This window comes from Kutzneria sp. NPDC052558 (assembly GCF_044547355.1).
In the GTDB taxonomy this organism is placed as follows: domain Bacteria; phylum Actinomycetota; class Actinomycetes; order Mycobacteriales; family Pseudonocardiaceae; genus Kutzneria.
Window position 1 is genome coordinate 244,783 of sequence record NZ_JBIUAG010000001.1, and the last position, 26,238, is coordinate 271,020.

At 71.2% G+C, this 26,238-nt stretch carries 29 protein-coding genes; 21 read left to right on the top strand and 8 right to left on the bottom strand.

Features of this window, described 5'->3' with window-relative positions:
- Window positions 1–27: 27 nt before the first annotated feature.
- Together ACIG5F_RS01185 and ACIG5F_RS01190 are read left to right on the top strand one after the other, a co-directional pair.
- Window positions 28–789 carry a S1 family peptidase gene (locus ACIG5F_RS01185; protein WP_396515337.1) on the top strand — a complete coding sequence of 254 codons (762 nt, stop codon included), beginning with the start codon at window positions 28–30 and terminating at the stop codon, window positions 787–789.
- Between the two features lie 70 nt (window positions 790–859).
- Window positions 860–1,732, top strand: coding sequence for a hypothetical protein (locus ACIG5F_RS01190; RefSeq protein ID WP_396515338.1), 873 nt, complete (start codon window positions 860–862; stop codon window positions 1,730–1,732).
- On the opposite strand, the gene ACIG5F_RS01195 is transcribed toward ACIG5F_RS01190, so the two are convergent.
- From ACIG5F_RS01195 to ACIG5F_RS01210, 4 genes are all read right to left on the bottom strand, one after another.
- On the bottom strand, window positions 1,709–2,425 hold the full coding sequence (locus tag ACIG5F_RS01195) for a class I SAM-dependent methyltransferase (RefSeq protein WP_396515339.1): 717 nt from the start codon (window positions 2,423–2,425) through the stop codon (window positions 1,709–1,711). The two genes, ACIG5F_RS01190 and ACIG5F_RS01195, sit on opposite strands and share 24 nt — an antisense overlap.
- 135 nt (window positions 2,426–2,560) lie before the next feature.
- On the bottom strand, window positions 2,561–3,277 hold the full coding sequence (locus ACIG5F_RS01200) for a hypothetical protein (RefSeq protein WP_396515340.1): 717 nt from the start codon (window positions 3,275–3,277) through the stop codon (window positions 2,561–2,563).
- Window positions 3,278–3,302: 25 nt separating this feature from the next.
- On the bottom strand, window positions 3,303–5,321 hold the full coding sequence (locus ACIG5F_RS01205) for a putative bifunctional diguanylate cyclase/phosphodiesterase (protein ID WP_396515341.1): 2,019 nt from the start codon (window positions 5,319–5,321) through the stop codon (window positions 3,303–3,305).
- 66 nt (window positions 5,322–5,387) lie between these two features.
- Window positions 5,388–5,738, bottom strand: a complete 351-nt coding sequence (locus ACIG5F_RS01210; protein ID WP_211769083.1) for a hypothetical protein — start codon at window positions 5,736–5,738, stop codon at window positions 5,388–5,390.
- A 69-nt stretch (window positions 5,739–5,807) separates the two neighbouring features.
- Between ACIG5F_RS01210 and ACIG5F_RS01215 the strand changes: the two genes are divergently transcribed.
- The 17 genes from ACIG5F_RS01215 to hypB all read left to right on the top strand — a co-directional run bounded on the left by ACIG5F_RS01215 (window position 5,808) and on the right by hypB (window position 19,669).
- Window positions 5,808–6,590: a glycerophosphodiester phosphodiesterase gene (locus tag ACIG5F_RS01215; protein ID WP_396515342.1), complete on the top strand. Its 783-nt coding sequence runs from the start codon at window positions 5,808–5,810 to the stop codon at window positions 6,588–6,590.
- Between the two features lie 135 nt (window positions 6,591–6,725).
- Window positions 6,726–8,084: an MFS transporter gene (locus ACIG5F_RS01220; RefSeq protein ID WP_396515343.1), complete on the top strand. Its 1,359-nt coding sequence runs from the start codon at window positions 6,726–6,728 to the stop codon at window positions 8,082–8,084.
- Window positions 8,085–8,192: 108 nt separating this feature from the next.
- Window positions 8,193–8,783: an SIS domain-containing protein gene (locus ACIG5F_RS01225; protein ID WP_396515344.1), complete on the top strand. Its 591-nt coding sequence runs from the start codon at window positions 8,193–8,195 to the stop codon at window positions 8,781–8,783.
- Window positions 8,783–9,013 (top strand): HypC/HybG/HupF family hydrogenase formation chaperone, encoded by a 231-nt coding sequence (locus tag ACIG5F_RS01230; protein WP_396515345.1) that lies wholly within the window; start codon window positions 8,783–8,785, stop codon window positions 9,011–9,013. Before ACIG5F_RS01225 ends, ACIG5F_RS01230 begins: the two co-directional genes overlap by 1 nt.
- Entirely contained in the window at window positions 9,010–9,663 is a 654-nt protein-coding gene (locus ACIG5F_RS01235; RefSeq protein ID WP_396515346.1) for an SIS domain-containing protein, read from the top strand. Before ACIG5F_RS01230 ends, ACIG5F_RS01235 begins: the two co-directional genes overlap by 4 nt.
- Window positions 9,660–10,703, top strand: a complete 1,044-nt coding sequence (locus ACIG5F_RS01240; RefSeq protein ID WP_396515347.1) for a hydrogenase expression protein HypE — start codon at window positions 9,660–9,662, stop codon at window positions 10,701–10,703. The genes ACIG5F_RS01235 and ACIG5F_RS01240 overlap by 4 nt, the downstream gene beginning before the upstream one ends.
- A gap of 11 nt (window positions 10,704–10,714) precedes the next feature.
- Window positions 10,715–12,472, top strand: a complete 1,758-nt coding sequence (locus tag ACIG5F_RS01245; RefSeq protein ID WP_396515348.1) for a nickel-dependent hydrogenase large subunit — start codon at window positions 10,715–10,717, stop codon at window positions 12,470–12,472.
- 21 nt (window positions 12,473–12,493) lie between these two features.
- Window positions 12,494–13,306, top strand: coding sequence for a NifU family protein (locus ACIG5F_RS01250; RefSeq protein ID WP_396515349.1), 813 nt, complete (start codon window positions 12,494–12,496; stop codon window positions 13,304–13,306).
- The gene (locus ACIG5F_RS01255) at window positions 13,303–13,884 is read left to right on the top strand and encodes a DUF5947 family protein (RefSeq protein ID WP_396515350.1); all 582 of its coding nucleotides are present in this window, start codon (window positions 13,303–13,305) and stop codon (window positions 13,882–13,884) included. The genes ACIG5F_RS01250 and ACIG5F_RS01255 overlap by 4 nt, the downstream gene beginning before the upstream one ends.
- Window positions 13,877–14,506, top strand: coding sequence for a DUF6084 family protein (locus ACIG5F_RS01260; protein WP_396515351.1), 630 nt, complete (start codon window positions 13,877–13,879; stop codon window positions 14,504–14,506). Before ACIG5F_RS01255 ends, ACIG5F_RS01260 begins: the two co-directional genes overlap by 8 nt.
- Window positions 14,503–15,750 carry a hypothetical protein gene (locus ACIG5F_RS01265; RefSeq protein WP_396515352.1) on the top strand — a complete coding sequence of 416 codons (1,248 nt, stop codon included), beginning with the start codon at window positions 14,503–14,505 and terminating at the stop codon, window positions 15,748–15,750. Before ACIG5F_RS01260 ends, ACIG5F_RS01265 begins: the two co-directional genes overlap by 4 nt.
- Window positions 15,751–15,752: 2 nt before the next feature.
- Window positions 15,753–16,220, top strand: coding sequence for a hydrogenase maturation protease (locus ACIG5F_RS01270; RefSeq protein WP_396515677.1), 468 nt, complete (start codon window positions 15,753–15,755; stop codon window positions 16,218–16,220).
- Window positions 16,198–16,473, top strand: coding sequence for a HypC/HybG/HupF family hydrogenase formation chaperone (locus tag ACIG5F_RS01275; protein ID WP_396515353.1), 276 nt, complete (start codon window positions 16,198–16,200; stop codon window positions 16,471–16,473). Before ACIG5F_RS01270 ends, ACIG5F_RS01275 begins: the two co-directional genes overlap by 23 nt.
- A gap of 3 nt (window positions 16,474–16,476) precedes the next feature.
- Window positions 16,477–17,604: a hydrogenase formation protein HypD gene (hypD, locus tag ACIG5F_RS01280; RefSeq protein WP_396515354.1), complete on the top strand. Its 1,128-nt coding sequence runs from the start codon at window positions 16,477–16,479 to the stop codon at window positions 17,602–17,604.
- Complete coding sequence (gene hypE / locus ACIG5F_RS01285; RefSeq protein WP_396515355.1) at window positions 17,601–18,674, top strand: hydrogenase expression/formation protein HypE; 1,074 nt, start codon at window positions 17,601–17,603, stop codon at window positions 18,672–18,674. Before hypD ends, hypE begins: the two co-directional genes overlap by 4 nt.
- 1 nt (window position 18,675) lies before the next feature.
- Window positions 18,676–19,029: a hydrogenase maturation nickel metallochaperone HypA gene (locus ACIG5F_RS01290; protein WP_396515356.1), complete on the top strand. Its 354-nt coding sequence runs from the start codon at window positions 18,676–18,678 to the stop codon at window positions 19,027–19,029.
- Entirely contained in the window at window positions 19,007–19,669 is a 663-nt protein-coding gene (gene hypB, locus ACIG5F_RS01295) for a hydrogenase nickel incorporation protein HypB (protein WP_396515357.1), read from the top strand. The genes ACIG5F_RS01290 and hypB overlap by 23 nt, the downstream gene beginning before the upstream one ends.
- Here hypB and ACIG5F_RS01300 read toward each other — a convergent pair.
- From ACIG5F_RS01300 to hypF, 4 genes are all read right to left on the bottom strand, one after another.
- The gene (locus ACIG5F_RS01300; RefSeq protein ID WP_396515358.1) at window positions 19,666–20,472 is read right to left on the bottom strand and encodes an alpha/beta hydrolase family protein; all 807 of its coding nucleotides are present in this window, start codon (window positions 20,470–20,472) and stop codon (window positions 19,666–19,668) included. The two genes, hypB and ACIG5F_RS01300, sit on opposite strands and share 4 nt — an antisense overlap.
- 60 nt (window positions 20,473–20,532) lie before the next feature.
- Window positions 20,533–20,700 carry a hypothetical protein gene (locus ACIG5F_RS01305; RefSeq protein WP_396515359.1) on the bottom strand — a complete coding sequence of 56 codons (168 nt, stop codon included), beginning with the start codon at window positions 20,698–20,700 and terminating at the stop codon, window positions 20,533–20,535.
- Window positions 20,687–21,415, bottom strand: a complete 729-nt coding sequence (locus tag ACIG5F_RS01310) for a PP2C family protein-serine/threonine phosphatase (protein ID WP_396515360.1) — start codon at window positions 21,413–21,415, stop codon at window positions 20,687–20,689. The genes ACIG5F_RS01305 and ACIG5F_RS01310 overlap by 14 nt, the downstream gene beginning before the upstream one ends.
- 842 nt (window positions 21,416–22,257) lie before the next feature.
- On the bottom strand, window positions 22,258–24,567 hold the full coding sequence (gene hypF / locus ACIG5F_RS01315) for a carbamoyltransferase HypF (protein WP_396515678.1): 2,310 nt from the start codon (window positions 24,565–24,567) through the stop codon (window positions 22,258–22,260).
- Window positions 24,568–24,613: 46 nt separating this feature from the next.
- Between hypF and ACIG5F_RS01320 the strand changes: the two genes are divergently transcribed.
- Both ACIG5F_RS01320 and ACIG5F_RS01325 read left to right on the top strand, forming a co-directional pair.
- Entirely contained in the window at window positions 24,614–25,342 is a 729-nt protein-coding gene (locus ACIG5F_RS01320) for a thymidine kinase (protein ID WP_396515361.1), read from the top strand.
- Window positions 25,343–25,823: 481 nt separating this feature from the next.
- Window positions 25,824–26,168 (top strand): RNA polymerase-binding protein RbpA, encoded by a 345-nt coding sequence (locus ACIG5F_RS01325; RefSeq protein WP_043714016.1) that lies wholly within the window; start codon window positions 25,824–25,826, stop codon window positions 26,166–26,168.
- The last annotated feature ends 70 nt before the right edge of the window (window positions 26,169–26,238 follow it).

The window sequence follows — 26,238 nt, forward strand, 5'->3', positions numbered from 1 at the left end:
CGGACAGCGACGAGAGAGGTGGATCCCGTGGCCAAGAGATGGACACTGCTCGGCACCGTCCTCGCGGCACTGCTGGTCGGCTCGGCCGCACCCGCGGTGGCGCAGCCCGACATCGTGGGTGGCCAGATAGCCACCGCCACCTACCCGTGGATGGTGGCCCTGCTGACCGACGAGGACACCGACTCGAGCGCGCACTACTGCGGCGGCGAGTTGATCGCAGCGGGATGGGTGTTGACGGCCGCGCACTGCGTTGACGAGAACACGGCCAACCACACGGTCAGGATCGGGTCCAACAACCGGAACAAGGGCGGCACGGAACGCGGCATCGTCCGGGCGCTCCAGCATCCCGACTACGACCCGACCACCGGTCACAACGACATCGCGCTGGTGCAGTTGCAGCAGCTCGTGCCGGAGAATCCGGTGGTGCTGGCCACCGCGACGAACTGGGACAACAAGACGCTGCGGCTGTTCGGCTGGGGGCAGACGTGCCCGACCAAGGGCTGCGATGACGGCTCGGATCGGCTGAAGCGGGTGGATGCGACAGTGACTCCGGCGGCGAAGTGCCGGGCCGACGCGAGCATGAACTTCGACTCGGTGCACGAGCTGTGCATGAACAGCACCACCAAGAATACCGCGTGCTACGGCGACTCAGGTGGGCCGGCGATCAACATGGCCACCGGTCGGCTCGTCGGCGTCACCAGCCGGGGCAGCCTGAAGTGTGGCGACCAGGACACCTTGTACACGCGGGTGCAGCCGTACCGGGCCTGGATCAAGGGTTACACCGGCTAGGTAGTTCTGCGCTGTCACCTCTCCCCCGTCCCGTCGACCCTGGACGGTGACATGGGGAGGGGTGGTGGCGATGCGCCCGATCTGGGCGGTGGTGATGACGGTCGCCGCGGCGGTGGCGGGGTGGGAGTTGCGGACTCTCGCGCCCGGCTGGGCCGCGTTGATCTACTTGTACGCCATCGTGCCGTTGCTGCTGGCGTTGAGCTTGTTGCTCCGGCCGCGGCTGGGTCGGTGGACGTCGATCCTGTTCGTGGCTCAGGCGGCGGCGATGGTGCTGTTCGGGCTGCTGATGCCGGAGGAGAGCTATGGGGCGGTCCGTGCGCCGATCGCGGCGCTGCTGGGCCAGTCCGAGGTCTCACCGGGGATGGCGGATGTGGTGCGGCCGATCGGTTTCGTGTGTGGTGTGGCATGGCTGCCGCTGGTCGTGTTGGCCGGGTTGGTGGCGTTCACGGTGGAGCGGACGCTCGGGCCGCTGGGGTATCCCGTTCCGTACGAGCTGGAGGTGGACAGCGGCGAGGCGGGGCGGGTGGCCGCGCGGTCGCGGTGGGCGATGCCGATCACGGTGGCCGCGGTGGTGGTGGCGGTGGGACTGCGGTGGATCGGGGGTGGCTGGTGGTCGGTGGCCTTCGTGGCCGGCGTCGGGGTGGCGATCCCGCTGGTGCCGGTGGTGATCGCCTACTGGCGACCGTCGAAGTGGCTCGTGGTGCAGGCCGGGGTGTTGGTGTTGACGAGTCTGGTGCTGCCGGATCGCGCGGACATGCTGCGGGCCCCGGCCGCGGTGTTGCTGGGACACCCGGCGATATCCGAGCACACTGCGGCGGTGTTGACCCCGGTGGGGTGGACGCTGGCCGCGGTGTGGGTGGTGTTGATTCCGGTGTCCTGGTGGCGGGCGCCCGGTCGTCGGACGCCCGCCAGGGTGGGGCTAGCGGCGGGCGAGGATCAGTAGCCGGTGGCTGCCGAGGCCGAATGCGGTTCGGTCGGTGTCGGCGTAGCGGTCGACGTGCCGGTAGCCGGCGGAGTGGAGTATGCGGGTGAGTTCGCCGGCGGTGTAGACGTGCTGGACGCAGTTCGCCTGCTGGGTCCGCTCCCCCCTGGTGAAGGTGAAGTCGATCAGCAGGCGGGCCTGGGTCGCGTCGTAGTGGTTGACGGCGATCATGTCGACGCCGCCGGCGGTCATGCGGATCTCCCCCGGCGGGTGGGGCAGGATGGCCTCGGCGGCGCAGCCGTAGTCGATCACGAGCGTGGGCGCGGCGGCGGCGAGGTCGGCCAGGAGCCGCTGGTTGGCGGCGTGGTCGAGGTAGCCGAAGCTGTTGCCCATGCAGATCGCCAGGTCGGCGGTGAGGTCGAGACGGCCCAGGTCGTGCAGGTCGGCCTGGATCCACCGCACGTCCGAGTCGGTCGACCGGGCGTGCTGGAGGGCCTCGGTGGAGATGTCGACGCCGGTGACGCTGAAACCTCGTCGGGCCAGCTCAAGGCTGTGCCGGCCGCTGCCGCACGGGGCGTCCAGCACGCGTGAGCCGGGGGCGAGGTCGGTGAGGTCGGTGACGAAGTCGATCTCGTTGATGGTCATGTCCGGAGGGACGGCGCCGCGCCAGAACGAGTTGGCGAGGTCGGTGAAGAAATCCGTGTACCACGGCAAGGTGAAAGCTCCTGGTGAATGCGAAGAGACAGTTCGCAGAAGTCACCGGGCAGCGGAGAGCGCACGCCCGGTGGGTCCGGGGGTGCCCATGGCATCAACCTTTGTGTCGAAGCGGGTGGTACGTCCGGTCCGATACTACACGGCGGCCCAGGCGCCGCCCCAGCCGACGGGGTCCTCCAGCAGGGTGCAGACGGCGCCGAAGGGGTCGGCGACGGCGGCGATGACGCCGGTGGGGACCTCGCGGGGCTCGATGAGCACGGTGCCGCCGCCTTCGACGGCGGTGTCGGTGACGAGCTTGATGTCGGTGGCGGCGAGGTAGCACATCCAGGAGGCGCCGACGTCGGCGGCGGTGGCCTCGTCGACCAGGAGGCGGCCGGCGATGCGGCGGGCGGAGCCGGGCTGCTCGTCGGGGGCGTCGAACAGGGCGAGCGGCTTGATGTCGGTGCCCTCGCCCGGCGCGCGCGGGGTCCAGCCGAGGTGCTGGGCCCAGTAGTCGTCGGTGGTGTCGGCGGTCATCAGCTCGATCCAGCAGGGTTCGCCGTGCCGGGGCGGCGGGGCCCAAGGTCCGTGGCGGACGCGGCCGGGGTCGAGGGTGACGGTGACGCCGGCGGGGTCGGCCAGCAGCGCGGTGGGGCGGCCGCCGAGCACGAGGTGCCAGCCGGGGGTCTCCCAGTCGGCGGGTCGCCGGATGAGGGCGGCGAGGCGGTCGCCGACCCAGCAGCGCAGGGTGCCGTCGTCGGCGGGCATGACGATCCAGCCGAACAGCCGGCGGTAGTACTCGGCGGACCCTGCCGGGTCGTTGCTGCGCAGTTCGACGCGGCGCAGTCCCTTGACGGGGACGTCCTCGGACACGGGTGGCGGGCCCTTCATGGGGATGCTAGGAGCGTCCATCCTCGGCCGTGGGCAGCGGGTCGGACAATGCGCCATCCGGCCGCTTCAGCACGCTGCCCAGGGGTTTGGGCTTGCCGAGGTGGAAGCCCTGGCCGACCGAGACGCCGAGCTTGGACAGCATCTCGACCTGGGCCGGGCGTTCCACCCATTCGGCGACCACGGACAGGTCGAAGCCGCGGGCGATCTCCAGGATGCCGGAGACCAGCACGGCGTCGCGGGTGCCGGAGTCGATGCCGCGGACGAACTCGCCGTCGATCTTGAGGCCGGTGATGGGCAGGTGCTTGAGGTGGACGAAGGAGCCGAAGCCGGCGCCGAAGTCGTCCAGGGCGATGCGGCAGCCGGTGGCGCGGACCTGGTGGGCGAGGCTGCGGGCGGCGTCGAGGTTGGTGACGGCCGCGGTCTCGGTGATCTCGAAGCCGAGCCGGCCCGGGGCGACGCCGGAGGAGGCGAGGCGGTCGAGCACGAAGTCGGCGAAGTCCTCGTCCTCCAGGGTTCGCCCGGAGACGTTGACGTCGAAGCGCAGGTTGGGGTCGGGGTGGGCGACGAGGGTGTCGATGGCCTTGCCGAAGACCCAGCGGTCGATCTCCAGCACGAGGTCGCTGCGTTCGGCGGCGGGCAGGAAGTCGGCGGGGCCCAGCAGCGGGAGTTGGCCGTCCTCCAGGCGCAGCAGCAGTTCGTAGCCGAGGGTGCGGCCGGAGGACAGGGCGACGATGGGCATGGCGTGCAGGGCCAGGTCGCCGTGTTCCAGCGCCTTGCGCAGGCGGTCCTGGACGGAGACGCGCTTGGCGGTGTCGGCGTAGTGGCCGGGGTCGTAGACGGTGACGCGGTTGCGGCCGGCGGCCTTGGAGGCGTAGAGGGCGAGGTCGGCGTTGGCCAGGACGGCTTCCCAGCCTTCGCCGGAGGTGAAGCCGGCGACGCCGGTGCTGACGGTCATGCGGGTGGTGGCTCCGCCGGCGACCAGGGGCAGGCCGGCGACGGCGTCGCGCAGGCGGGCGGCGACCTCGGCGGCGTCGGATTCCTCGCAGCCGGGCAGCACGACGGCGAACTCGTCGCCGCCCAGGCGTCCGAGCAGCTGGCCGGGGTCGAGGCGTTCGCGCAGGGCGGCGGCCATGGTGCGCATGAGGCGGTCGCCGACGGCGTGGCCGCGCAGGTCGTTGACGTCCTTGAAGTTGTCCAGGTCGAGCAGCAGCAGGGAGCCGGAGCCGCCGGTGGCCAGGTGTCGTTCCAGCTCGCGGGTCAGGGCGCGGCGGTTGGGCAGGCCGGTGAGGGGGTCCTCCTCGGCGAGTTGGCGCAGCTCGTCCTGCAGGCGCCGGTCCTGGGTGACGTCGTGGCAGGTGCCCATCATGCGGACGGGGGTGCCGTCCTCGTCGGCGATGACCTCGCCGAAGCACTCGAAGTAGCGTTCGGTCTCGCCGCCGACGAACATGCGGTGGGAGAAGGTGAACCGGTCGCCGGTGGCGCGGGCCACGGCGAGGCTGGTGGCGATCATGTCGCGGTCGTCGGCGTGCACGCGGGTCATGTAGCCGGCGAAGTCGAGTTCGGTGCCGGGTTCGAGGCCGAACATCTCCAGCAGGGCGTCCGACCACAGCACGCGGTCGGTGGTGATGTCCCATTCCCAGTTGCCCATGCGGCCCAGGACCTGGGCCCGGCGCAGGGCGTTGGCCTGCTGGGTGGCCTCCAGCTCGCGGTCGCGCCACGAGGTGATGTCCATGATCCGGTAGAGCAGCCGGTCGCCGCCGGGCAGCTGCGTGCAGCTGATCTCCAGCCAGCGGTGCTCGCCGTCGACCGGGCCCGCGGCCTGCACGACCAGGCCCGGCTGCGGGCTTTCGGGCGCGCCCGGCACCAGCGCCGGCAGGGACCGGCCCAGCGCCTGGTCGAAGGGCACGCCGATGAGCGTGCCCAGCGCCGGGTTCGCCCAGCTCAGTTTGCCGTGCAGGTCCGTGACCCCGAATCCGACGTCCGCCCAGCGCAGGACGTGGTTGTGCACGGCGCCGTGGTCCGCCACCAGCTCCTCCTTGCCACCCGGCGCCATAGTTGTCGGTTCACCGGCCACTGGGCAAGTCCGTGCCGGTCACCGGAGGCGTTCCAACCCGGTCGCGGTGCCCAGCAGTGCCCGCGCCATCGAGTGCAGTTCGTCCGGTTGCGCCCCGTCGGCGGCCGCGGTGGCGATGTCCTCGGCGGCGCAGCGCAGCTGGAAGAGCCGGTCCTGGAGGTTGGCCAGCTCGGTGCTGGACAGCACCACGGCGTCCTCGGGCAGGCCGCCGCGTTGCACGGCGCTGCGCCGCTCGTAGGCGCGCTGCCGGCAGGTCTGCGCGCAGTACTGGCGGCGGCGGCCGTACTGGCCGTCCGCGGGCAGCCGTTGGCCGCACCAGGCGCAGTGCCGGGCCGCCTCCCGTCGCCGGGTGCTGGTGGTGACCTCCATGGCCGCGGAGGTTATCCGCACACCTGATGGTGATCGTAAGCGCCACGCCGCTAGGGCAGACTGCGCACTGTGCGAAGTGGACATCCGTATCTGGCCGACGGCCCGTATCCGCGCGCGCTGGCGCACCGGGGCTGGCACCTGGGCGAGCTGGCGGCGATGGAGAACTCGATGAGCGCGTTCCGGCGCGCGGTCGAGGAGGGCTACCGGTACATCGAGACGGACGTGCAGGCCACCACGGACGGGGTGGTCGTGGTGCAGCACGACGACGTGCTGGACCGGACCACCGACCGGCAGGGGGTGATCGCGAGGCTGCCGTGGTCGGAGGTGGGGCGGGCCAAGGTCGGCGGGCGGGAGGAGATCCCGACGCTGGAGGCGGTGCTGGAGGAGTTGCCGACGGCGTTGCTGAACGTGGACGTGAAGGCGGACAACGCGGCGGGTCCGGTGCTGCGGGTGCTGGAGCGGTGCAACGCCTGGGACCGGGTGTGCCTGGCGTCGTTCTCCGACGCGCGGCTGGCGCGGCTGCGGAAGGTGGCGGGGCCGAGGCTGGTCACGTCGATGGGTCCGGGCACGGCCGGGGCGCTGTGGGCGGCGGGGCGGTGGCCGTGGTTGGGCACGGGCCGGTTCGTGCGGGGGCAGATGGCGCAGGTGCCGATCCGGCAGGGGCCGTTGCGGGTGGTGGATCACCGGTTCGTGGCCGGCGCGCACCGGTTGGGGTTGGAGGTGCACGTGTGGACGGTCGACGACGAGCCGACCATGCGTGAGCTGCTGGACACCGGCGTGGACGGCATCGTCACCGATCGTCCGGACGTGTTGCGGGACGTGCTCAAATCCCGCGGCTCCTGGGCGGCCTGAATCCGTTGCCAGGAAAGACCCGATACTGGCGTTGGGTGACGGGGGGCAGTCACAAGTTGGTGACCCGTGTCGACCGGTGGCGGTGATCACTTGTAGGGTCCGGCGACACCCGCCACACCGCCGGAAGGCAGCACGATGACTGAGGCCCCCACCCAGGCCGCCGGCGATCCGGCGACCAAGCGGCTGCGGTTCGGCTGGTACAGCTACGGCTGGTCGGCGCAGGTGTTCGAGACCACGGTGCTGGCGGTGTTCATGAGCCGCTACCTGCCGGCGGTGGCGGCCAACGCGGTCGGCGAGAACGGCCGGCTGTTCGTGCTGGGCATCCCGATCGCGCCGGGGTCGCTGTTCACCTACACGGTGTCGCTGGGCTCGGTGCTGCTGATCGTGCTGATGCCGATCGTGGGGGCGTTCGCCGACCGGACCGGGCGCAAGCGGGAGCTGCTGTTCGCGTTCGCCTACCTGGGCGCGTTGTCGTGCGCGGCGATGGTGTTCGTGGGGTTGACCGACTGGGTGCTGGGCGCGGTGCTGTTCATGGTCGCGTTCCTGACCTACAAGTGCGCGCGGGTGGTCTACAACTCGCTGCTGCCGGAGCTGGCCGGGGCCGACGAGCGGGACGCGGTGTCCTCGATCGGGTGGGCCGCGGGCTATCTGGGCGGCGGGGTGCTGCTGGCGCTGAACTTCGTGGCCTCGTTCCTGATCGCCGACAGCGCGGTGCTGGCCCGGTTGTCGCTGTGCAGCGCGGGCGTGTGGTGGGCGGCGTTCATGATCGTGCCGGCGGTGATCCTGCGGAAGCTGCCGCGCTCGGCCGACGCGCACGCGCCGAAGGCGGGCTCGGCGTTCACGGCGGGGTTCAAGGAGCTGGGCGACACGCTCCGGCACCTGCGGCTGTACCCGTGGACGCTGCTGTTCCTGCTGGCCTACCTCGTGTACTACGACGGCATCGCGACCACGACGACGCTGGCCGCCGACTACGGGCAGAACGAGCTGAAGCTGGGTGAGACGACGCTGCTGTCGGCGATCCTGGTGGTGCAGTTCGCCTCGTTCGGCGGGGTGCTGCTGCTGGGGCGGCTGTCGCGGCGGTGGGGCGCGAAGGTGGTGGTGGCGTGGTCGCTGGTGGTGTGGTCGGTGCTGATCACGCTGGCGTACTTCCTGCAGGCCGGGCAGCCGGTGCAGTTCTACCTGCTGGCGGTCGGGATCTCGCTGGTGCTGGGCGGCAGCCAGGCGCTGTCGCGGTCGATGTTCGCGAGCATGATCCCCACCGGCAAGGAGGCGGAGTACTTCAGCCTGTTCGAGATCTCCAGCTCGGGGACCTCGGCGCTGGGGCCGCTGGTGTTCGGGCTGGTGTTGCAGAACACCGGCAGCTACCGGTCGGCGATCTTTTCGCTGATCGCGTTCTTCGTGCTGGGGCTGATCCTGTTGCTGCTGGTGAACGTGCGCAAGGCGATCACCGCGGCGGGCAATCCGCTGCCGACCACCCTGGACCGTGAGCGATAACAGATTGAGCGTTCAAAATCAATTCCCTTGTTGTGTGATGTTGGCGACAGTTCTAGGCTGAGACAGTTCTGTCCCCGCTCTCTCACACCGCGAGGGAAGTGACCACCCATGGGCAGCGTGACGCCCCGCGCGCTGTTCGACCGCCGCACCGCTCCCCTCGACGACCTGGCCGAGCACGCCGAGGACGTGGCCCGCGCCTGTCACGCCATGGCGGTGCGCTTCCACCGGGGCGGCAAGCTGGTGGTGTTCGGCAACGGCGGCGCCAGCACCGACGCCCAGCACGTGGCCGTGGAGTTCGTGCACCCGGTGATCGTCGGCAAGCGGGCGCTGCCGGCGGTGTCGCTGGCCTCGGACGTGGCCACGCTGACCGGCGTGGGCCTGGACGAGGCGTTCGCCCATCAGATCCGGTTCCTGGCCGAACCCGCCGACGTCGCGCTGGCGCTGTCGGTCGACGGCCACTGCCGCAACGTGCTGCGCGGCCTGGCCGAGGCGCGGGCGTTGGGCATGCTGACCGTGGCGCTGGTCGGCGGGGACGGCGGCCGGATCGCGGCCACGCAGGCAGCCGATCACGTGCTGGTCGCCCGTAGCGACGACCCGCGGGTGGTCAAGGAGGTGCACGTCACCACGTACCACGTGCTGTGGGAGCTGGTGCACGTGTTTTTCGAGCAGCCGGGGGTCCTCGATCCGACGGTGCTGTGATGACCACCGGATCGGGTGACGGCCTCACCTGCCCCGCTAACGGGTGTGTCACCTGCGGCGACACCGCGGTGGTGGTCACCGTGGTGGAGCTGCGGCCCGACGCGCTGGCGGTCGTCGACACCGGCGCCGGGCGGGAGGAGATCAGCGTCGCCCTGGTGGACGCCGCGGTCGGCGCGAGCGTGCTGGTGCACGCGGGCGAGGCGATCGCCGTGATCGAGGACCGGCCATGACCGGGGTGGAGTCCCTCTACCCCTTCCTCTACGCCGACAAGACCGATGTGGCGGCGGTGTTGGCGCAGGTCAGCGCGTCCACGGTGGCCAAGGCCCGGGAGATCACCGAGCTGCGCCGCCGGGTGCTGGCCGAGCAGGGCGAGCGGCTGGCCCGGTGCGCCGCCGAGATGGCCGAGCGGTTCGTCGCGGGCGGGCGGCTGCTGTCGTTCGGCAACGGCGGCTCCTCCACCGACGCCCAGGAGGTCGCCGGCCTGTTCCTCTCCCCCGGCGGCGGCTGGCGTCCGCTGCCGGCGCTGTGCCTGACCAACGACATCGCCGTGGTCACGGCGCTGACCAACGACATCGGCTTCGACGTGGTGTTCGCCCGGCAGCTGGCCGCGCTGGCCCGGCCCGGCGACATCGCGGTGGGCCTGTCGACCAGCGGCAACTCGGCCAATCTGCTGGCCGCGTTCGACGAGGCGGCCCGCCGCGGGCTGCTGACCGTGGGCGTGGCCGGCTACGACGGCGGGCGGATGGCCGAGATCGACTCCGTCGACCACCTGTTCACCGTGCCCTCGGCCTCCGTGCACCGCGTGCAGGAGGCGCAGACCACCGTCTACCACGTGTTGTGGGAACTCGTTCTCGACCGGCTCAGAGGTGAGACCGCATGAGCACAACCGAAGAGCAGCCCATCCACATCCTCTGGATCAACGCCGGCCTGAGCTGTGACGGGGACTCCGTCGCGCTGACCGCCGCGACCCAGCCGTCCATCGAGGAGATCGTGCTCGGCGCGCTGCCGGGCCTGCCCAAGATCGCCGTGCACTGGCCGCTGATCGACTTCGAGTGCGGGCCGGTGCAGGGCGCGGACAACTTCGTCGACTGGTTCCACCGGGCCGACGCCGGCGAGCTGGAGCCGTTCGTGCTCGTGGTCGAGGGCTCCATCCCCAACGAGTCGATCAAGTCCGAGGGCTACTGGTGCGGGTTCGGCAACGACCCGGCGACCGGGCAGCCGATGACCACCAGCGAGTGGCTGGACCGGTTGGCCCCCAAGGCGTTGGCGGTGCTGGCGGTCGGCACGTGCGCGGCCTACGGCGGCATCCACGCCATGGCCGGCAACCCCACCGGCGCGATGGGCGTGCCCGACTACCTGGGCTGGGACTGGAAGTCCAAGGCCGGCATCCCGATCGTGTGCGTGCCGGGCTGCCCCATCCACCCCGACAACCTGTCCGAGACGATCCTGTACCTGCTGTACCTGGCCGCCGGGCAGGCCCCGATGATCCCGCTGGACGAGCAGCTGCGGCCGCAGTGGCTGTTCGGCAACACCGTGCACGAGGGCTGCGACCGGGCCGGCTACTACGAGCAGGGCCAGTTCGCCTCCGAGTACGGCGACCCCAAGTGCCTGGTGAAGATCGGCTGCTGGGGGCCGGTGGTCAAGTGCAACGTGCCCAAGCGGGGCTGGATCAACGGCATCGGCGGCTGCCCCAACGTGGGCGGCATCTGCATCGGCTGCACCATGCCGGGCTTCCCCGACCAGTTCATGCCGTTCATGGACGAGCCGCCCGGCGCGCGGGTGTCGGCGGCGGCCAGCGGCGCCTACGGGTCGGTGATCCGGCGGCTGCGCGGGATCACGCTGCGCAAGGCCAACCGCGAGCCCACGTGGCGGGCCAAGGGCAAGGAACTGCACACCGGCTACACGTCGTCCTGGCGCTAGGAGGCCCCGCGATGACAACCTCCGACAACCTCGTCGAGATGTCGTGGGACCCGATCACCCGGATCGTGGGCAGCCTGGGCATCTACACCAAGATCGACTGGGCGGCCAAGCGCGTGGTGGAGTGCCACTCCACGTCCTCGGTGTTCCGCGGCTACAGCATCTTCATGAAGGGCAAGGACCCCCGCGACGCCCACTTCATCACCAGCCGCATCTGCGGGATCTGCGGCGACAACCACGCCACCTGCTCGGTCTACAACCAGAACATGGCCTACGGCGTGCGGCCGCCGCACCTGGGCGAGTGGATCATCAACCTGGGCGAGGCCGCCGAGTACATGTTCGACCACAACATCTTCCAGGAGAACCTGGTCGGCGTGGACTACTGCGAGCGCATGGTCCGCGAGACCAATCCCGGGGTGCTGGAGCTGGCCGACCGCACCGAGTGCCCGCACGCGGGCGAGCACGGGTACCGGTTCATCGGCGACATCATGCGTTCCCTCAACCCGCTGGAGGGCGAGTTCTACCGCGAGGCGTTGCAGGTGTCGCGGTCCACGCGGGAGATGTTCTGCCTGATGGAGGGCCGGCACGTGCACCCGTCCACGCTGTACCCGGGCGGGGTCGGCACGGTCGCCACCGTGCAGCTGTTCACCGACTACCTGACCCGGCTGATGCGGTACGTGGAGTTCATGAAGCGGGTCGTGCCCATGCACGACGACCTGTTCGACTTCTTCTACCAGGCGCTGCCCGGCTACGAGGAGGTCGGCCGCCGGCGGGTGCTGCTGGGCTGCTGGGGTTCCCTCAACGACCCGGCGTTCTGCGACTTCTCCTACCGCGCCATGGCCGACTGGGGCCGCAAGATGTTCGTCACGCCCGGCGTCGTGGTGGACGGCAAGCTGGTGACGACGTCGCTGGTCGACATCAACCTGGGCATCCGGATCCTGCTCGGCTCCTCGTTCTACGAGGACTGGGAGGACCAGGAGATGTTCGTGACCGAGGATCCGCTGGGCAACCCGGTGGACCGCCGGCACCCGTGGAACCAGCACACCATTCCCCGGCCGGCCAAGCGGGACTTCGACGACAAGTACTCGTGGACGATGTCGCCGCGCTGGTTCGACGGCACCGACCACCTGGCCCTGGACACCGGCGGCGGGCCGATCGCCCGGCTGTGGACCACGGCGCTGGCCAACCTCGTGCACACCCCGTACGTCAACGCCACCGGGCACTCGGTGAAGATCGACCTGCCTCGCACGGCGACCAAACCCGAGGCCAGCTTCGAGTGGACCATTCCACAGTGGAGCAACGCCCTGGAACGCAACCGGGCCCGCACCTACTTCCAGGCCTACGCCGCCGGGCTGGCCCTGCACTTCGTGGAGCAGGCGCTGGCCGAGATCCGCGGCGGGCACACCAAGACGTGGGAGAAGTTCACCGTGCCGGACGAGGCCGTGTCCTGCGGCTTCACCGAGGCGGTGCGGGGCGTGCTGTCGCACCACATGGTGATCCGCGGCGGGAAGATCGCCAACTACCACCCGTACCCGCCGACGCCGTGGAACGGCAGCGTGCGGGACTCCTTCGGCACCGCCGGCCCGTACGAGGACGCCGTGCAGAACACGCCGATCTTCGAGGAGAACACCCAGGAGAACTTCAAGGGCATCGACATCATGCGGGCGGTGCGCAGCTTCGACCCGTGCCTGCCCTGCGGGGTCCACATGAACCTGTCGACCGGCAAGGTGATCGACACCGTGCACACCCCCCACGCGTTCCTCGGGGCCTGAGCGGTGGCCTCCGCCGGTGAGGTGGGCGACCGCGTCGAACGGCTGTTGGCCGAGTTCGAGGCGGCCGCCGACCCGACCATGGCCGCCCGCGCCGAGGAGCTGGTCCGCACGGTGGTGGAGTTCTACGGGGCCGCGTTGCAGCGGGTCGTGGAGCTGGTGCCGGAGCCGGTGCTGGAGCGGCTGGCCGCCGACGGGCTGGTGTCGGGGGTGCTGGTGGTGCACGACCTGCACCCGCACAGCCTGCACCAGCGGGTCCAGCACGCCCTGGACGCGGTGCGGCCCTATCTGGGGTCGCATTCGGGGGACGTGAGCCTGGTGGAGATCACCGACGACGGGGTGCTGCGGCTGGCGCTGGGCGGCAGCTGCGACGGCTGCCCGTCGTCGATGGTGACGGTGAAGCTGGCGATCGAGCAGGCCATCGAGCACGCCGCCCCGGAGATCGTCCGCATCGACGTCGAAGGCGTGGTGCCGGTGGAGACCGGGCCCGGCGGGCGGCCGCTGCTGCCGATCGTGACGGCGGAGAAGGCGTCGTGGGTGGAGCTGGGCGAGGCGGAGATGGTCGCCCCGGGCACGATGTCCTCGGCGCGGGTGCGGGGCGCGGCGACGGTGGTGTGCAACGCCGGCGGATCGCTGTACGCGTATCGGGACCAGTGCTTCCGGTGCCGGGAACCGTTGTCCGGCGGGCATTTCGACGGCCGGGTCCTGTCCTGCCCCTCGTGCGGCGCGGGCTACGACGTGGTGCTGGCCGGGCGGGCCGTGGACGGCGAGGGGCACCTGGATCCGCTGCCGCTGCTGACCGAGGACGGCACGATCCGGGTGGCGGTGCCGGCATGACTTCCGGCCTGAGACGTTTCGCGCAGCGGCCGCCCGTCGATCCGCGGGAGCGGTGCGAGATGTGCGCGACGCCGATCGAGCACGAGCACTCGCACGTGGTCAACGTGGAGTCGCGGGCCATCCTGTGCGCCTGCCGGCCCTGCTACCTGCTGTTCACCCACGGCGGCGCCGGCAAGCACCGGGCCATCCCCTCCCGGCACGTGCACGTGCCGGCGCTCAAAGGCGGCCGGGAGTGGTGGGAGTCGGCCGGCATCCCGGTGCGGATGGCGTTCGTGTTCACCAACTCCGAGCTCGGCGGCCCGGTCGCCTTCTACCCCAGCCCGGCCGGGGCCACCGAGTGCCTGCTGGCGCTGGACTCGTGGACCCAGCTGCTGGCCGACAACCCGGCGGTGGCCGATCTCGCGCCGGACGTGGAGGCGTTGCTGCTCAACCACGACGGGGAGGGCTTCCTGGTGCCGATCGACGCCTGCTACCGGCTGGTGGGCCTGGTTCGGCTGCACTGGAAGGGTTTCGACGGCGGCGCCGAGGCCTGGCGGGCGATCGACGCCTTCTTCGCGGAACTGCGGGCTCATGGCTGAGCTGGCGTTCGACTGCCTGCAGGTGCGGCCCCTGCGCTACGGGGTCGGGCCGGCGCTGGTGTTCCGTCTGCACATCGCCGAGGTCAACGCCGCCGCCGTGCACGCCATCGCGCTGCGGGTGCAGATCCGCATCGAGCCGCGGCTGCGGCACTACGCCGAGCACGAGGCCGAGCTGCTGACCTACCTGTTCGGGGAACGGGCGCGGTGGGGCGAGACGCTCAAGCCGATGCAGTTCACCACCGCCTCGCTGATGGTGCCCAGCTTCACCGGCTCGACGGAGGTGGAGTTGGAGGTGCCGTGCACCTATGACCTGGAGGTGGCGGCCGGCAAGTACTTCCACGCCCTCGACGACGGGGTCGTGCCGATGGTGCTGCTGTTCTCGGGGACGGTGTTCGCCAAGGGCGACAAGGGCTTCTGGGTGCACCCGATCCCCTGGCACCAGCAGGCGTCGTATCGGATGCCGGTGTCGGTGTGGCGGGAGCTGATGGACGCCTACTTCCCGCACGAGGCGTGGATCCGGCTGGACCGCGACACCGTGGACGCGATGCTGCGCTACAAGAACGCGCACGCCATCCCCACCTGGGACGAGGCGATCCGGTCCCTGCTCAAGGAGTCGCCATGAGCGTCGAGCAGGCCCGGGCCGTCGCGGACGCCGTGCTGTACGAGGGGTATCTGCTCTACCCGTACCGGGCGTCGGCGACCAAGAACCAGCTGCGCTGGCAGTTCGGCGTGCTCATGCCACCGGGATACCCGGAGGAGCCCAGCGCTTGCGTCACGCAGCTGCTGGTGGAGCCGTCCCTGCACGCGGTGTTGCACCTGCGGGTCCGGTTCCTTCAGGTGCAGGCCCGCACGGTTCTGGTCGACGGGGCCGAGGTGGCGTCGGCGGTCGTGGACGACGTCGAGTGGACCGCGTGGGACGAGGCCGTGGCACAGGAGGTCGACGCCGTGCTGCGGTTCGCCGACCTGCTGGCCGGCGACAACACCGTGCCGTTCACGGCACCGGGCGGGGTCGAACGGGAACAGATCTCCCCGGAAGTCTGCGTGGTGCGTACTCGGTGGCCGCTGTCCGGTTCGCTTGCGGTGCGGGCCGATGCGTTGCCGGGGCCGTATGGGGCGTCCCGGCTTTCCGTCACCGTGTCGAATGTCTCCGGCTGGACGGGCTCGGGCCGCGACGAGGCGTTGCGGCACGCGTTGATCGCCGCGCACACCGTGATGTCGGTGTCGCCCGGGCGGTTCGTGTCGATGGTGGACCCGCCGCAGTGGGCCGCGCCGGCCGTGCAGGAGTGCCGGTGCGAGCGGACGTGGCCGGTGCTGGTCGGCGACGCCGGCACGGTGCTGTCCTCGCCGATCATCCTCTACGACTACCCCTCGATCGCCGCGGAGAGCGCCGGGGAGCTGTTCGACGGGCTGGAGATCGACGAGATCCTCACCCTGCGCACCATGGCGTTGACCGACGAGGAGAAGCGGCAGGCCCGCGCCACCGATCCCCGGGCGGCGGCGATCGTGGACCGGGTCGACGCGATGCCGCCGGAGCTGCTGGACCGGCTGCACGGCGCCATCCGCTACCTCGAGTCGGTGCAGAAGCCGTGGTGGGATCCGGGGGCCGACGCCTCGGTGGATCCCGACACCGACAGCGTGCTGGTCAACGGCGTGCCGGTGGCGCGCGGCTCGCGGGTGGTGCTGCGGCCGGGCCGGCGGCGCGCGGACGCGCAGGACATGTTCCTGGCCGGGCGGGAGGCGACCGTGCAGGCCGTGCTGCACGACGTGGACGGCGACTTGCACGTGGCCGTGACCGTGGATGGCGACCTCGACCCCGCCTACGGGCGGTTCCGGTACTTCTCGGCCGAGGAGGTGGAGCCGTTGTGAGTCTGCTGATCGCGGGTGTGGGCAACATCTTCCTCGGCGACGACGGCTTCGGCGTCGAGGTCGTCCACCGGCTGTCCACAGTGGACCTGCCGGACTCGGTGCATGTCCGCGACTACGGCGTGTCCGGCATGCACCTGGCGTTCGATCTGCTGGAGGGCTACGACACCACCATCCTGATCGACGCCACCTCGCGCGGCGAGGTCCCCGGCACCGTCTACGTCGTCGAGCTCGACCCCGTCACCGAGCCGGCCGGCTCCATCGACGCCCACGGCATGCAACCCGAGCTGGTGATGCAGCTGCTGGCCATGCTCGGCGGCTCGGCCGGCCGGGTGCTGCTGGTGGGCTGCGAGCCGGCCAGCGTGACCGACCACATCGGACTGTCCCCGCCGGTCGCGGCGGCCGTGGACGCGGCCGTGCGCGCCGTGCTCGAACTCGTGGAGGTGTGTGATGTGCCTGGGCATTCCCGGTGAGGTCATCGAGATCCTCGCCGACCGGCCCGACCTGGCCAAGGTCGACGTGTCCGGGGTGAAGCGGGCCATCAACATCGGCCTGCTGGAGGGCGAGTCGGTGGCGCCAGGGGACTGGGTGCTCATCCACGTCGGCTTCGCCCTGTCCAAGATCGACGAAGAGGAGGCGCGGGCCGCGCTGGAGTTCCTGGAGTCCATCGGCAAGGCCTACCAGGACGAGATGGCCGCGCTGGCCGCCTCCCGGATCGAGGAGTGAGCCGTGCGTTTCGTCGACGAGTTCCGCGACGCCGACAAGGCCCGCGCGCTGGCCGCCAAGATCGCCGGGCTGTGCCAGCCGGGGCGGCGCTACAAGTTCATGGAGGTCTGCGGCGGGCACACCCACACCATCTACAAGCACGGCCTGGAGGACTACCTGCCCGAGCAGGTGCAGCTCGTGCACGGGCCGGGCTGCCCGGTGTGCGTGATCCCGATGGGCCGCGTGGACGACGCCATCCACATCGCCCGCCAGCCCGAGGTGCTGATGACCTCGTTCGGGGACATGATGCGCGTGCCCGGCTCGGGCGGGAACTTCTTCGACTCCAACGCCGAGGGCACCAGCATTCGCATGGTGTACTCGCCGCTGGACTCGCTGAAGCTGGCCCGCCAGCACCCCGACCGGCAGATCGTGTTCATGGCCATCGGCTTCGAGACCACCGCCCCCTCCACCGCGATGACCCTGCTGCGGGCGGCGGCCGAGGGGCTGGAGAACTTCTCGGTGTTCTGCAACCACGTGACGATCGTGCCGGCGATCAAGGCCATCCTGGACTCCCCCGACCTGCGGCTGGACGGCTTCGTCGGGCCCGGGCACGTGTCCACGGTGATCGGCTGCCGCCCGTACGAGTTCATCGCCGCGCAGTACGGGAAGCCGGTGGTGGTGGCCGGGTTCGAGCCGCTGGACATCCTCCAGTCCATCTACCTGCTCATGCTCCAGCTGCACGAGGGCCGGGCCGAGGTGGAGAACCAGTACTCGCGGGTCGTGCCGTGGGACGGCAACCCGGTGGCGCTGCGGGTGATCAACCAGACCATGCGGCTGCGGCCCTACTTCGAGTGGCGGGGCCTGGGCTTCATCTCCCACTCCGCGCTGCGCCTGCGCGACGAGTACGCCGCCTTCGACGCCGAACGGCGCTTCACGGTGCCCGGGCTGCGGGTGGCCGACCCGAAGGCCTGCCAGTGCGGTGAGGTGCTCAAGGGTGTGCTGAAACCGTGGGAGTGCAAGGTCTTCGGCACCGCCTGCACGCCGGAGACGCCGATCGGCACATGCATGGTGTCGCCCGAGGGCGCCTGCGCCGCGTACTACAACTTCGGCCGGTTCAGCCGGCAGCGCGTGCAGGAGGTGACGATCGGATGATCGACCGCGAGCAGCAGGTGCTGGACCGGATCGAGCGGCAGCGGCGGCGCCCGGCCAAGGTCCGGGAGGAGCGGATCACCCTGTCGCACGGGGCCGGCGGCAAGGCCTCGCACACGCTGGTGGAGGCGGTGTTCCTGGAGGCGTTCGGCAATCCGCTGCTGGCGCCGCTGGAGGACGCGGCACGGCTGCGGGTCGGGGACGCGCGGCTGGCGCTGACCACCGACTCGTACGTGGTGTCGCCGCTGTTCTTCCCCGGCGGGGACATCGGGGATCTCGCGGTGAACGGCACCGTCAACGACCTGGCCGTGTCCGGGGCGACGCCGCTGTATCTGACCTGCGGGTTCATCCTGGAGGAGGGTTTTGCCATCGCCGACCTGACGCGGATCGCCGCCTCCATGCGGGCCGCCGCGGACCGGGCCGGGGTCGTGATCGTCACCGGCGACACCAAGGTCGTGCAGCGGGGCAAGGCCGACGGCTGCTACGTCAACACCGCCGGCATCGGGGTCGTCGAAGGCACGACGGAGTTCGGTGTCTCCGCGGTTCGGCCGGGAGATGCGATCTTGGTTTCCGGGCCGATCGGGGAGCACGGCGTGACCGTCATGCTGGCCCGCGGCGAGCTGGACATCGAGGCCGACCTGGTCAGCGACACCGCGCCGTTGAACGGGCTGATCGCCTCGCTGCTGGCCCAGTGCCACGGCGTGCACGCGATGCGGGACGCCACGCGGGGCGGGGTGGCGACGATCCTCAACGAGATCGCCGCCGACGCGCAGGTGTCGGTGATCGTCGACGAGGACGCCATCCCGGTGCGGCCCGAGGTCCGGGGCGCGTGCGAGCTGCTGGGCATCGATCCCCTGTACGTGGCGTGCGAGGGCCGGTTCGTCGCCGCCGTCGCCGGTGACCAGGCCTCGGCGGCGTTGGCGGCGCTGCGCCGGCATCCGCTCGGGGCGCAGGCGGCGATCATCGGGCGGGTCGCGGCCGACCAGCCGGGCATGGTGCTGCTCAACACCGCGTTCGGCGGGACCCGGATCGTGGACATGCTCGTCGGCGACCCGCTGCCACGGATCTGTTGACATGCATGAGCTTTCGCTGACCCAGGGCATCGTGGAGACGATCACCGACCGGCTCGGGCCGCGCCGGGTGGTGATGGTGCGGCTGGAGATCGGCACGCTGGCCGGGGTGGTGGTCGACTCGGTGCGGTTCTGCTTCGACCTGGTCGTCGCCGGCACGCCCATGGAGGGCGCTCGGTTGGAGATCGTGGAGCCCGGCGGCCGGGCGCGGTGCCGGGACTGCGGCGTCGAGTTCGCGTGTGACGACCCGATCCTGTTGTGCCCGTGCGGTTCCAGTGATGTCGAGGTGTTGGCCGGACGAGAACTGTTGATCAGAGCGGTGGAGGTGGCGCCCGATGTGCGCGACGTGCGGGTGTGAGCACTCCGGCGTGGTCATCGATCTGGAGGAGCGGCTGCTGGCCCGCAACGACCACCTCGCCGGCCACAACCGCGAGTGGCTGGCCTCGGTGGACGTGCGGGCCTACAACCTGATGAGCTCCCCCGGCTCGGGCAAGACCACCCTGCTGGAGCGGACCGTGCGCGAGCTGGGCATGCCGTGCTCGGTCGTGGAGGGCGATCAGGAGACCACGTTCGACGCCGACCGGATCAGGGCCGCCGGGGTGCGGGCGGTGCAGGTCAACACCGGCGCGGGCTGTCACCTGGACGCCGTCATGGTCCGCAGGGCCTTGGCCGAGCTCGACCCGCCCGCCCATTCCGTGGTGTTCGTGGAGAACGTGGGCAACCTCGTCTGCCCGGCCCTGTTCGACCTCGGCGAGACCGCCCGGGTCGTGATCGTCTCCGTCACCGAGGGCGAGGACAAGCCGCTGAAGTACCCGCACCTGCTGCGCACCGGCGACGTCGTGCTGCTCAACAAGGTGGACCTGCTGCCGTATGTCGACTTCTCGACGGAGCGCTTCCTGACCTGCCTACGCCAGGTCAACCCGCACGCCCCCGTGCTGCCGGTGTCGGCCCGCACCGGCGAGGGCCTGTCCGACTGGTACGCCTGGCTGTCCGGCTAGCTCACCCGGTTGAGCAGGATCTTGGGCAGGTCCGGCAGGTCGAGGTGCTCGGCCAGGAACCGGGCGCGGTCGGCGAACGCCGCCGGGTCGTTGACCACGTGCCCGGTGTCGTACCAGCGCTGCTGCTTGGGCTCGCTGGCCGCCGCGTAGAAGGCCTGCGACTCGGCCTCGGTCACGCCGATGTCGAAGCGGGCGAACTGGAACAGCTTCGGGCCCCGGGCCTGGCCGACGAACCGCACCGAGTCGTAGGGCTTCAAGGCGTCCAGCCCGGCCTGGAACACCTCCGGCGGGGTGGACTCGCGGATGGCCCTGATCGACGGGTGCTGGCTGTCGCGGTAGTGGAACGACATCCCGGACAGGCCCACCTCGAACACGAAGCACACGTAGCGGTGGTCGAGGCCGCTGACCGTGGCCGCCGCCATCGACGCCCCGCTGTGCCCGACCAGCGCCACCCGCTCCACCTCACGCCGCAGGATGTCGGTGCCGCGACGGATCGCGAAGATCGACTGCCGGATCATCGCCCTCGGGTCGCCCAGCGCCACGAACGGCAGGCAAATCGAGCTCGCCCCGGCCTCGGCCAGCTGGATCGCCTCGGGCAGAAACGCCTCGCGGCCGCTGGTCGTGTGCTGGAACACCACTCCCGCCGAGGCTTTCCGGGTCGGCCGCACCAGGTAGCCGCGGACCGGGTCGCCTTCCACGTTGTCGAACCGGCACTCCGCGATCGTCACCCCGGGCCGCTCGGCGACCGTCTCCACACCCAGCTCGAACTCGGCGTTCCGGTCGTACTCCAGGTTGTCCCCCATGCGGCGATTAAACCCCGCGGCGCCGGGCCGGCGCCGATGTTCGACCCCTTCGGGCGGTGATCAGCCGAGTGCCGCCGCGACCAGCCCCGTGACCGTCCGGATCGTGGCGCCGGCCGGGTCAGCCGTCCTGGGCTGCGGGGCCGGCTCGTCGTCGATGATCGGGATCTCCTGGGTGTCCTCGACGGTGTTGCGGTACCAGTCGCTGCGCCGGTCGTCAGTCCTGGCCACTGGTGTCTCCTCGGTTCAGTTCGGGGTGTGGCACGACGGCCACCGTCACATCATCACGGCTGCCGGCCTCCCGGGCCGCCATGATCAACCGATCGGCGCAGCCCTGCGGGCCGTCGGCGGCGGCGATCACCGCGGCCAGGGTCTCCGCGTTCAGGCGGGTCGGGGCGGCCAGTCCGTCGGAGGCCAGGATCAGCCATTCGCCGGTGACTTCCACGCCGTCCACGCCGTGCACGGGGACCCGGGAGAGGCTTTTGGTCAGCACATTGTCCTTGGCCCGGGCCTCGTCCTCGGACTCGCCCTGCTGCCGGAGGCGTTCGCCCAGGGTGTGCGGGGTGGTGGCCCGCCGGACCGCGCCGTCGCGGACCGTCCACGCGGTCGAGTCCCCCACCCATGCCACGCGCCACTTCAAGTCGGTGTGCGGGGAGGCCACCACGATCGCCCCGGTCGGCTTGGGCAGCTCCACCGACGGGTCCGCGCACAGCTCCGCCGCCGCCAGCACCCCCCACACCGGCGTCCGCCGCGCCGCCGCGCGGGCCGCCACTCCCGCCGCGAGCGGGGCCAGCTCGGCCGCCTGCGGACTCCGTCCGGCCCCGTCGGCCAGCGCCACGGTCAGGCGCCCGTGAAACAGCTCGGCCGCCACCGCGTCGGCGTTGCGCTCCCGGTCCGGGCCCCGCTCTGTCGCCCAGCCCCACACCGGCGGGTCCGAAGAAGTCATCGCGCCACAGTAGCGGCGGACGGCCGAATCCCCGCTGTGCCAGGCTGGTTGGCGTGGTGGTTCCGGTCGAGCAGTGGCTGGCCGTGCGGCGGCGGCTCAACCAGTCCCGCGGGCAGCTGACTCGTAGTGCCGCGCTGCTGTATCCGGCGGAGTGGTCGGTGGCGGGGTCGCCGCTGCTGGCGTTGTGGCGGCCGGAGCGGCCGGTGCCGGTGGACGATCTGCGGCTGGTGTGGACGGTGTCGCCGCCCGTGCCCGCGCCGGCGCTCGACGGTCTCCCCGACGGGTTTTCCTCTTACAGCGCGGCGATCGGCGGCATCGACCGGCCGGCGTTGTTCGCGAACCGGCCGTGCTACCGGCTGGTGGCCGTGCGAGACGGCCGTCTGACCTTCGGGCCGGGCCGCTACTTCGACAAGCTCGACTCGGCCGAGGCCCTGGCCCACGAGCACTGCGCGGGCGGCACGGCCTTGCGCTCGCGGATCCGGGATCCGTTCGATCTGCTGGCGCGGTCGGTGATCCCGGACGTGCAGACGCTGGTCGTGAGCCGGGACGGGCGGTTCCTGGTGCAGTGGCGGGATCCGGCCAAGGTCGCGACCAACGGCGGCGTCTACGGCCTGGCGCCCAGCGGCGAGTTCCAGCCCTCCGGGGCCGACGTCCGAGGCGACCTCGATCTGCGTCGCCTGATCGCCCGCGAGTACGCCGAGGAGCTCCACGGCGCACTCGAGCTCGTCGACCCGCCCGCGTCCTTCTACGAGCCGTTCCGGGACGTGCCGGTGCACGTCCTCGGCATCGGTCTCGACCCGCTGACCCTGGCGGCCAGCATCCTGACCGTGGCGGTCGTCGAGTCACTCGACGGTGTCGTCGGGTCGAACGCCGAGGGCCGGGTCGTCCGCGCGGGCCTGCCCTTGAGCGACGTCGCGCGGTTCCTGCGGGAGGAGCAGGTCACCGCGCCCGCTGCCGCGGCCCTCGCCCTGGTCGCTCGCCGGTGACGGCTCGCCGCAAGCGGCCACGGCGGCTTGGCCGAGGCTGACGCCGCCGTCGTTGGTGGGCACACGGTGGTGGGTGAGCACCCGGAAGCCGTTGTCGGACAACGACCTCACCACACGGGTGAGGAGCAGGGCGTTCTGGAAGACGCCGCCGGACAGGGCGACGGTGGTCAGGCCGGTGTGGTCGCGGGCCTGGCGGCAGGCGGCGAGGATGGCGGCGGCGACGCCGTTGTGGAAGCGGGCGGCCCGGGTCGGCCGGGGGCTGTCCTGGTCGTCGAGGAGGCCGTGCAGGAGATCGATGCCTTGCACGATCAGATCATCGACGCGGACGGGGTAGGCGTCCGGGACGGCCGGGTCGGCGAGTTGTTCGAGCTCGATGGCGGCCTGGCCCTCGTAGTTGATCTCGTCGCGGACGCCGAGCAGCGCGGCGGCGGCGTCGAACAGGCGGCCGGCGCTGGAGGTCAGGGGCGAGTTGATTCCCTTACGGGCCATGGCGACCACGGTGTCCCACTCGGGTCGCCAGCCGGGCGCCGAGGTGCCGAGGTAGGCGGCGGCCATCCGCCACGGCTGGCGGATCGCGGCCGCGCCGCCGGGCATGGGCACGGTGGCCAGATGCCCGATTCGCTCAAAGCCGGTGAACGAGGCGAGGAGAAACTCGCCGCCCCAGACGGTGCCGTCGGGGCCGTGGCCGGTGCCGTCGAAGGCCACGCCGATGACCGGGCCGGATTCGCGGTTGTCGGCCAGGCAGGAGGCGATGTGGGCGTGGTGGTGCTGCACGCCGACCAGCTCCACGCCGTCCAGGTCGAGGGCGTGCTTGGTGGACAGGTAGTCGGGGTGCAGGTCGTGGGCCACGACGCGCGGGGTGATCTCGAACAGGCGGGAGTAGTGCTCGATGCCCTCGGTGAACGACCGGTAGGTCTGGGCGTTGGCCAGGTCGCCGATGTGGTGGGAGAGGAAGGCGTGGTCGTCCTTGGCCAGGCAGAAGGTGTTCTTCAGCTCCGCGCCGCAGGCCAGCACCGGCCGTGGGCAGTGAAACGCCAGCGACACCGGCTCGGGGGCGTAGCCGCGGGAACGGCGCAGCAGGGCCCCGGCGCGGACCACGGAGTCGTCGGTGCAAATGTGGATGGGCCGGTCGTGGTCGAGCACGGCGTCGGCGATGCCGGCCAGCGGCGCGCTGTCCCGGTAGGCGATGGGCTCGTCGGAGCGGTTGCCGCTGGTCAGCACGATGGGTTCGCCGAGGTCGCGTACGAGCAGGTGGTGCAGCGGCGTGTACGGGAGCATCACGCCCAGCTGCCGGTTGCCCGGGGCCACCGCCGCGGCGATCGGGGTGTGGGGCCGGCGGGGCATGAGCACGATGGGCCGGCGGTGGCCGGCGAGGTCGCGGGCCGACTGCTCGTCCACCTCGCACAGCAGTCGGGCCTGGTCGAGGTCGGCGGCCATCACGGCGAACGGCTTGTCCTCGCGGTGTTTGCGGGCCCGCAGCACGCCCGCCGCCGACGGGTGAAATGCGGCCACGGCCAGGTGATATCCGCCGAGTCCCTTGACGGCCAGCACCTCGCCGCCGCGCAGCCGGCGCACGGCCTCGGCCAGCGGATCGGGGGCGTCACCCAGCGTCAGCCGGGGGCCGCAGGCCGGGCAGCAGGTGGGTTGGGCGTGGAAGCGCCGATTGGCCGGGTCCTCGTACTCGGCCCGGCATGGCTGGCACAGGGTGAAGCCGGCCATGGTGGTCAGCGGCCGGTCGTAGGGGACGTCGCGGACGATGGTGAACCGCGGTCCGCAGTTGGTGCAGTTGACGAACGGGTACCGGTAGCGGCGGTCGGCGGGGTCGAGCAGTTCCCGCAGGCAGTCCGCGCAGGTCGCCGAGTCGGCCGAGACGAGGGTGTTGCGCGCTCCCCGGGCGTCGCTGGCGGCGATCTCGAAACCGGCGATCCCGAGCGGGGTGGCGGGTCGGACGTGGACGTGCTCGATGCGGGCCAGCGGCGGGGCGCCGCGGGGCAGGGCCGCGAGGAACTCCCCCACATCCTCGGGCGCGCCCTCGATCTCGACGAACACGCCGGCGACGTCATTGCCGACGCGGCCGGCCAGCCGCAGGCGGGTGGCCAGCGCGTGCACGTAGGGGCGGAAGCCGACCCCCTGCACGACCCCGTCGACCCGAACGTCCCTGCGGATACGCCGGTCCACGCGGCCAGTGTCGCACCCGTTAGGGTCACCCGCCGTGAGCGAAACCGGTTCGATCATCGACGCCACCGACGCGCTGTCCTCGGTGCCCGCGGCGGGTTCGCGCCGCTGCGCCCCGCAGACCGGCCGGATCCGCTGGTATTTCGGGCCGATGGACTGCGGCAAGTCCACGCTGGCCCTGCAGATCGACCACAACCAGGCCCGGCAGGGCCGGCACGGCCTGGTGCTGGTGCGCCACGACCGGTCGGGGCGGCCGCAGATCTCCAGCCGGATCGGCATCTCGCGGCAGGCCACCGAGGTCGCCGACGACGCCGACCTGCGGGTGCTGGTGCGGTCGCGGTGGGCGGCGGGGCTGCGGGTGGACTACCTGGTGGTGGACGAGGCGCAGTTCCTGTCGGCCGCGCAGGTGGAGCAGCTGGCCGAGCTGGCCGACGACAGCCAGGTGGACGTGTACTGCTTCGGCATCGCCACCGACTTCCGCAGCCGGATGTTCCCGGGGGCGCGGCGGCTGTTCGAGCTGGCCGACGAGCTGCATCCGGTACAGGTGGAGGTGCTGTGCTGGTGCGGGCTGCCGGGCCGGTTCAACGCGCGGGTCAACGGCGGGCGGGTGGTCCGGGAGGGCGACACGGTGATGGTCGCCGACACCGACCACGCCGGGCCCGAGCCTCATCAGGAGGTGCGGTATCAGGTGCTGTGCCGGCGGCACTTCCGGCTCGGGGAGCTGGCGCGGGACCCGGTGTCGCCGCAGCAGCTGAGCCTGACCTGAGGCGAGTCTCACAACAAGGCCCCTCCGGCGGTTGCGATCCGTGCCGTTCGGGTACACGCCAAGACTTGTGGGGCCGTCATGGGCCTGCCGATCGGGCAGTTTCCGGGGGCGCCACGCACCGTGAACAGCTTCGCATGGGCCATCTATGCTACGCTCTGTCATCGAAAGTCGGGGAAAATGTCACTCATTGAGGTCTTGTCAGCACGCTTGGTTGCGGAATGCAGTCAGATGTGCCGGCCGTGTCGGCCGGAAGCGGCACGGACTAGGCCATTAGAGTGATAGTTGCACTCGGTAGCTGGATAACGCGTCACGACGTCCGACCGATTGCATCTCTGAGACGGGACACTCTGGTTGACACGTGAACGACGTCACCCAGGGTGCCGAAACCCCTCGCCGGGGAACGATTGGACCAGTCCCGTCGTTGCACTCGGTAAGCACAACCCGGGGCGTCACGCCCCGAGCCGAGCGAAAGGACACCGTCATGGCCGACCGCGTTCTGCGTGGTAGCCGGCTCGGTGCGGTCAGCTACGAGACTGACCGCAACCACGACCTCGCGCCGCGCCGGTCGGTGCGGTACGCGTGCCCGAAGGGGCACGACTTCGAGGTGCCGTTCTCCGACGACGCCGAGATCCCGCCGGTCTGGGAGTGCCGACTGCACGGCCTTGAGTCGAAGATCATGGACGGCAACGAGCCGGAGCAGAAGAAGATCAAGGCGCCGCGCACGCACTGGGACATGCTGCTGGAGCGCCGCAGCATCCCGGAGCTGGAGGAGCTGCTGACCGAGCGCCTCGAGGAGCTCAAGGGCCGCCGCACCCGCACCGCGTGAGCTGGGAGACCGGCGGCTCGGCCGCCGGGACCCGGCGAGGCCGGCGTGAGATCGTCACCGAGCCCACCAC

Bases quoted from the DNA above. Each gene is read 5' to 3' on its own strand.
- ACIG5F_RS01190 (WP_396515338.1), top strand. From the start codon at position 860: ATGCGCCCGATCTGGGCGGTGGTGATGACGGTCGCCGCGGCGGTGGCG.
- ACIG5F_RS01210 (WP_211769083.1), bottom strand. From the start codon at position 5,738: ATGGAGGTCACCACCAGCACCCGGCGACGGGAGGCGGCCCGGCACTGC.
- ACIG5F_RS01220 (WP_396515343.1), top strand. From the start codon at position 6,726: ATGACTGAGGCCCCCACCCAGGCCGCCGGCGATCCGGCGACCAAGCGG.
- ACIG5F_RS01225 (WP_396515344.1), top strand. From the start codon at position 8,193: ATGGGCAGCGTGACGCCCCGCGCGCTGTTCGACCGCCGCACCGCTCCC.
- ACIG5F_RS01230 (WP_396515345.1), top strand. From the start codon at position 8,783: ATGACCACCGGATCGGGTGACGGCCTCACCTGCCCCGCTAACGGGTGT.
- ACIG5F_RS01235 (WP_396515346.1), top strand. From the start codon at position 9,010: ATGACCGGGGTGGAGTCCCTCTACCCCTTCCTCTACGCCGACAAGACC.
- ACIG5F_RS01240 (WP_396515347.1), top strand. From the start codon at position 9,660: ATGAGCACAACCGAAGAGCAGCCCATCCACATCCTCTGGATCAACGCC.
- ACIG5F_RS01245 (WP_396515348.1), top strand. From the start codon at position 10,715: ATGACAACCTCCGACAACCTCGTCGAGATGTCGTGGGACCCGATCACC.
- ACIG5F_RS01255 (WP_396515350.1), top strand. From the start codon at position 13,303: ATGACTTCCGGCCTGAGACGTTTCGCGCAGCGGCCGCCCGTCGATCCG.
- ACIG5F_RS01260 (WP_396515351.1), top strand. From the start codon at position 13,877: ATGGCTGAGCTGGCGTTCGACTGCCTGCAGGTGCGGCCCCTGCGCTAC.
- ACIG5F_RS01265 (WP_396515352.1), top strand. From the start codon at position 14,503: ATGAGCGTCGAGCAGGCCCGGGCCGTCGCGGACGCCGTGCTGTACGAG.
- ACIG5F_RS01275 (WP_396515353.1), top strand. From the start codon at position 16,198: ATGTGCCTGGGCATTCCCGGTGAGGTCATCGAGATCCTCGCCGACCGG.
- hypE (WP_396515355.1), top strand. From the start codon at position 17,601: ATGATCGACCGCGAGCAGCAGGTGCTGGACCGGATCGAGCGGCAGCGG.
- ACIG5F_RS01290 (WP_396515356.1), top strand. From the start codon at position 18,676: ATGCATGAGCTTTCGCTGACCCAGGGCATCGTGGAGACGATCACCGAC.
- hypB (WP_396515357.1), top strand. From the start codon at position 19,007: ATGTGCGCGACGTGCGGGTGTGAGCACTCCGGCGTGGTCATCGATCTG.
- ACIG5F_RS01300 (WP_396515358.1), bottom strand. From the start codon at position 20,472: ATGGGGGACAACCTGGAGTACGACCGGAACGCCGAGTTCGAGCTGGGT.
- ACIG5F_RS01310 (WP_396515360.1), bottom strand. From the start codon at position 21,415: ATGACTTCTTCGGACCCGCCGGTGTGGGGCTGGGCGACAGAGCGGGGC.
- ACIG5F_RS01325 (WP_043714016.1), top strand. From the start codon at position 25,824: ATGGCCGACCGCGTTCTGCGTGGTAGCCGGCTCGGTGCGGTCAGCTAC.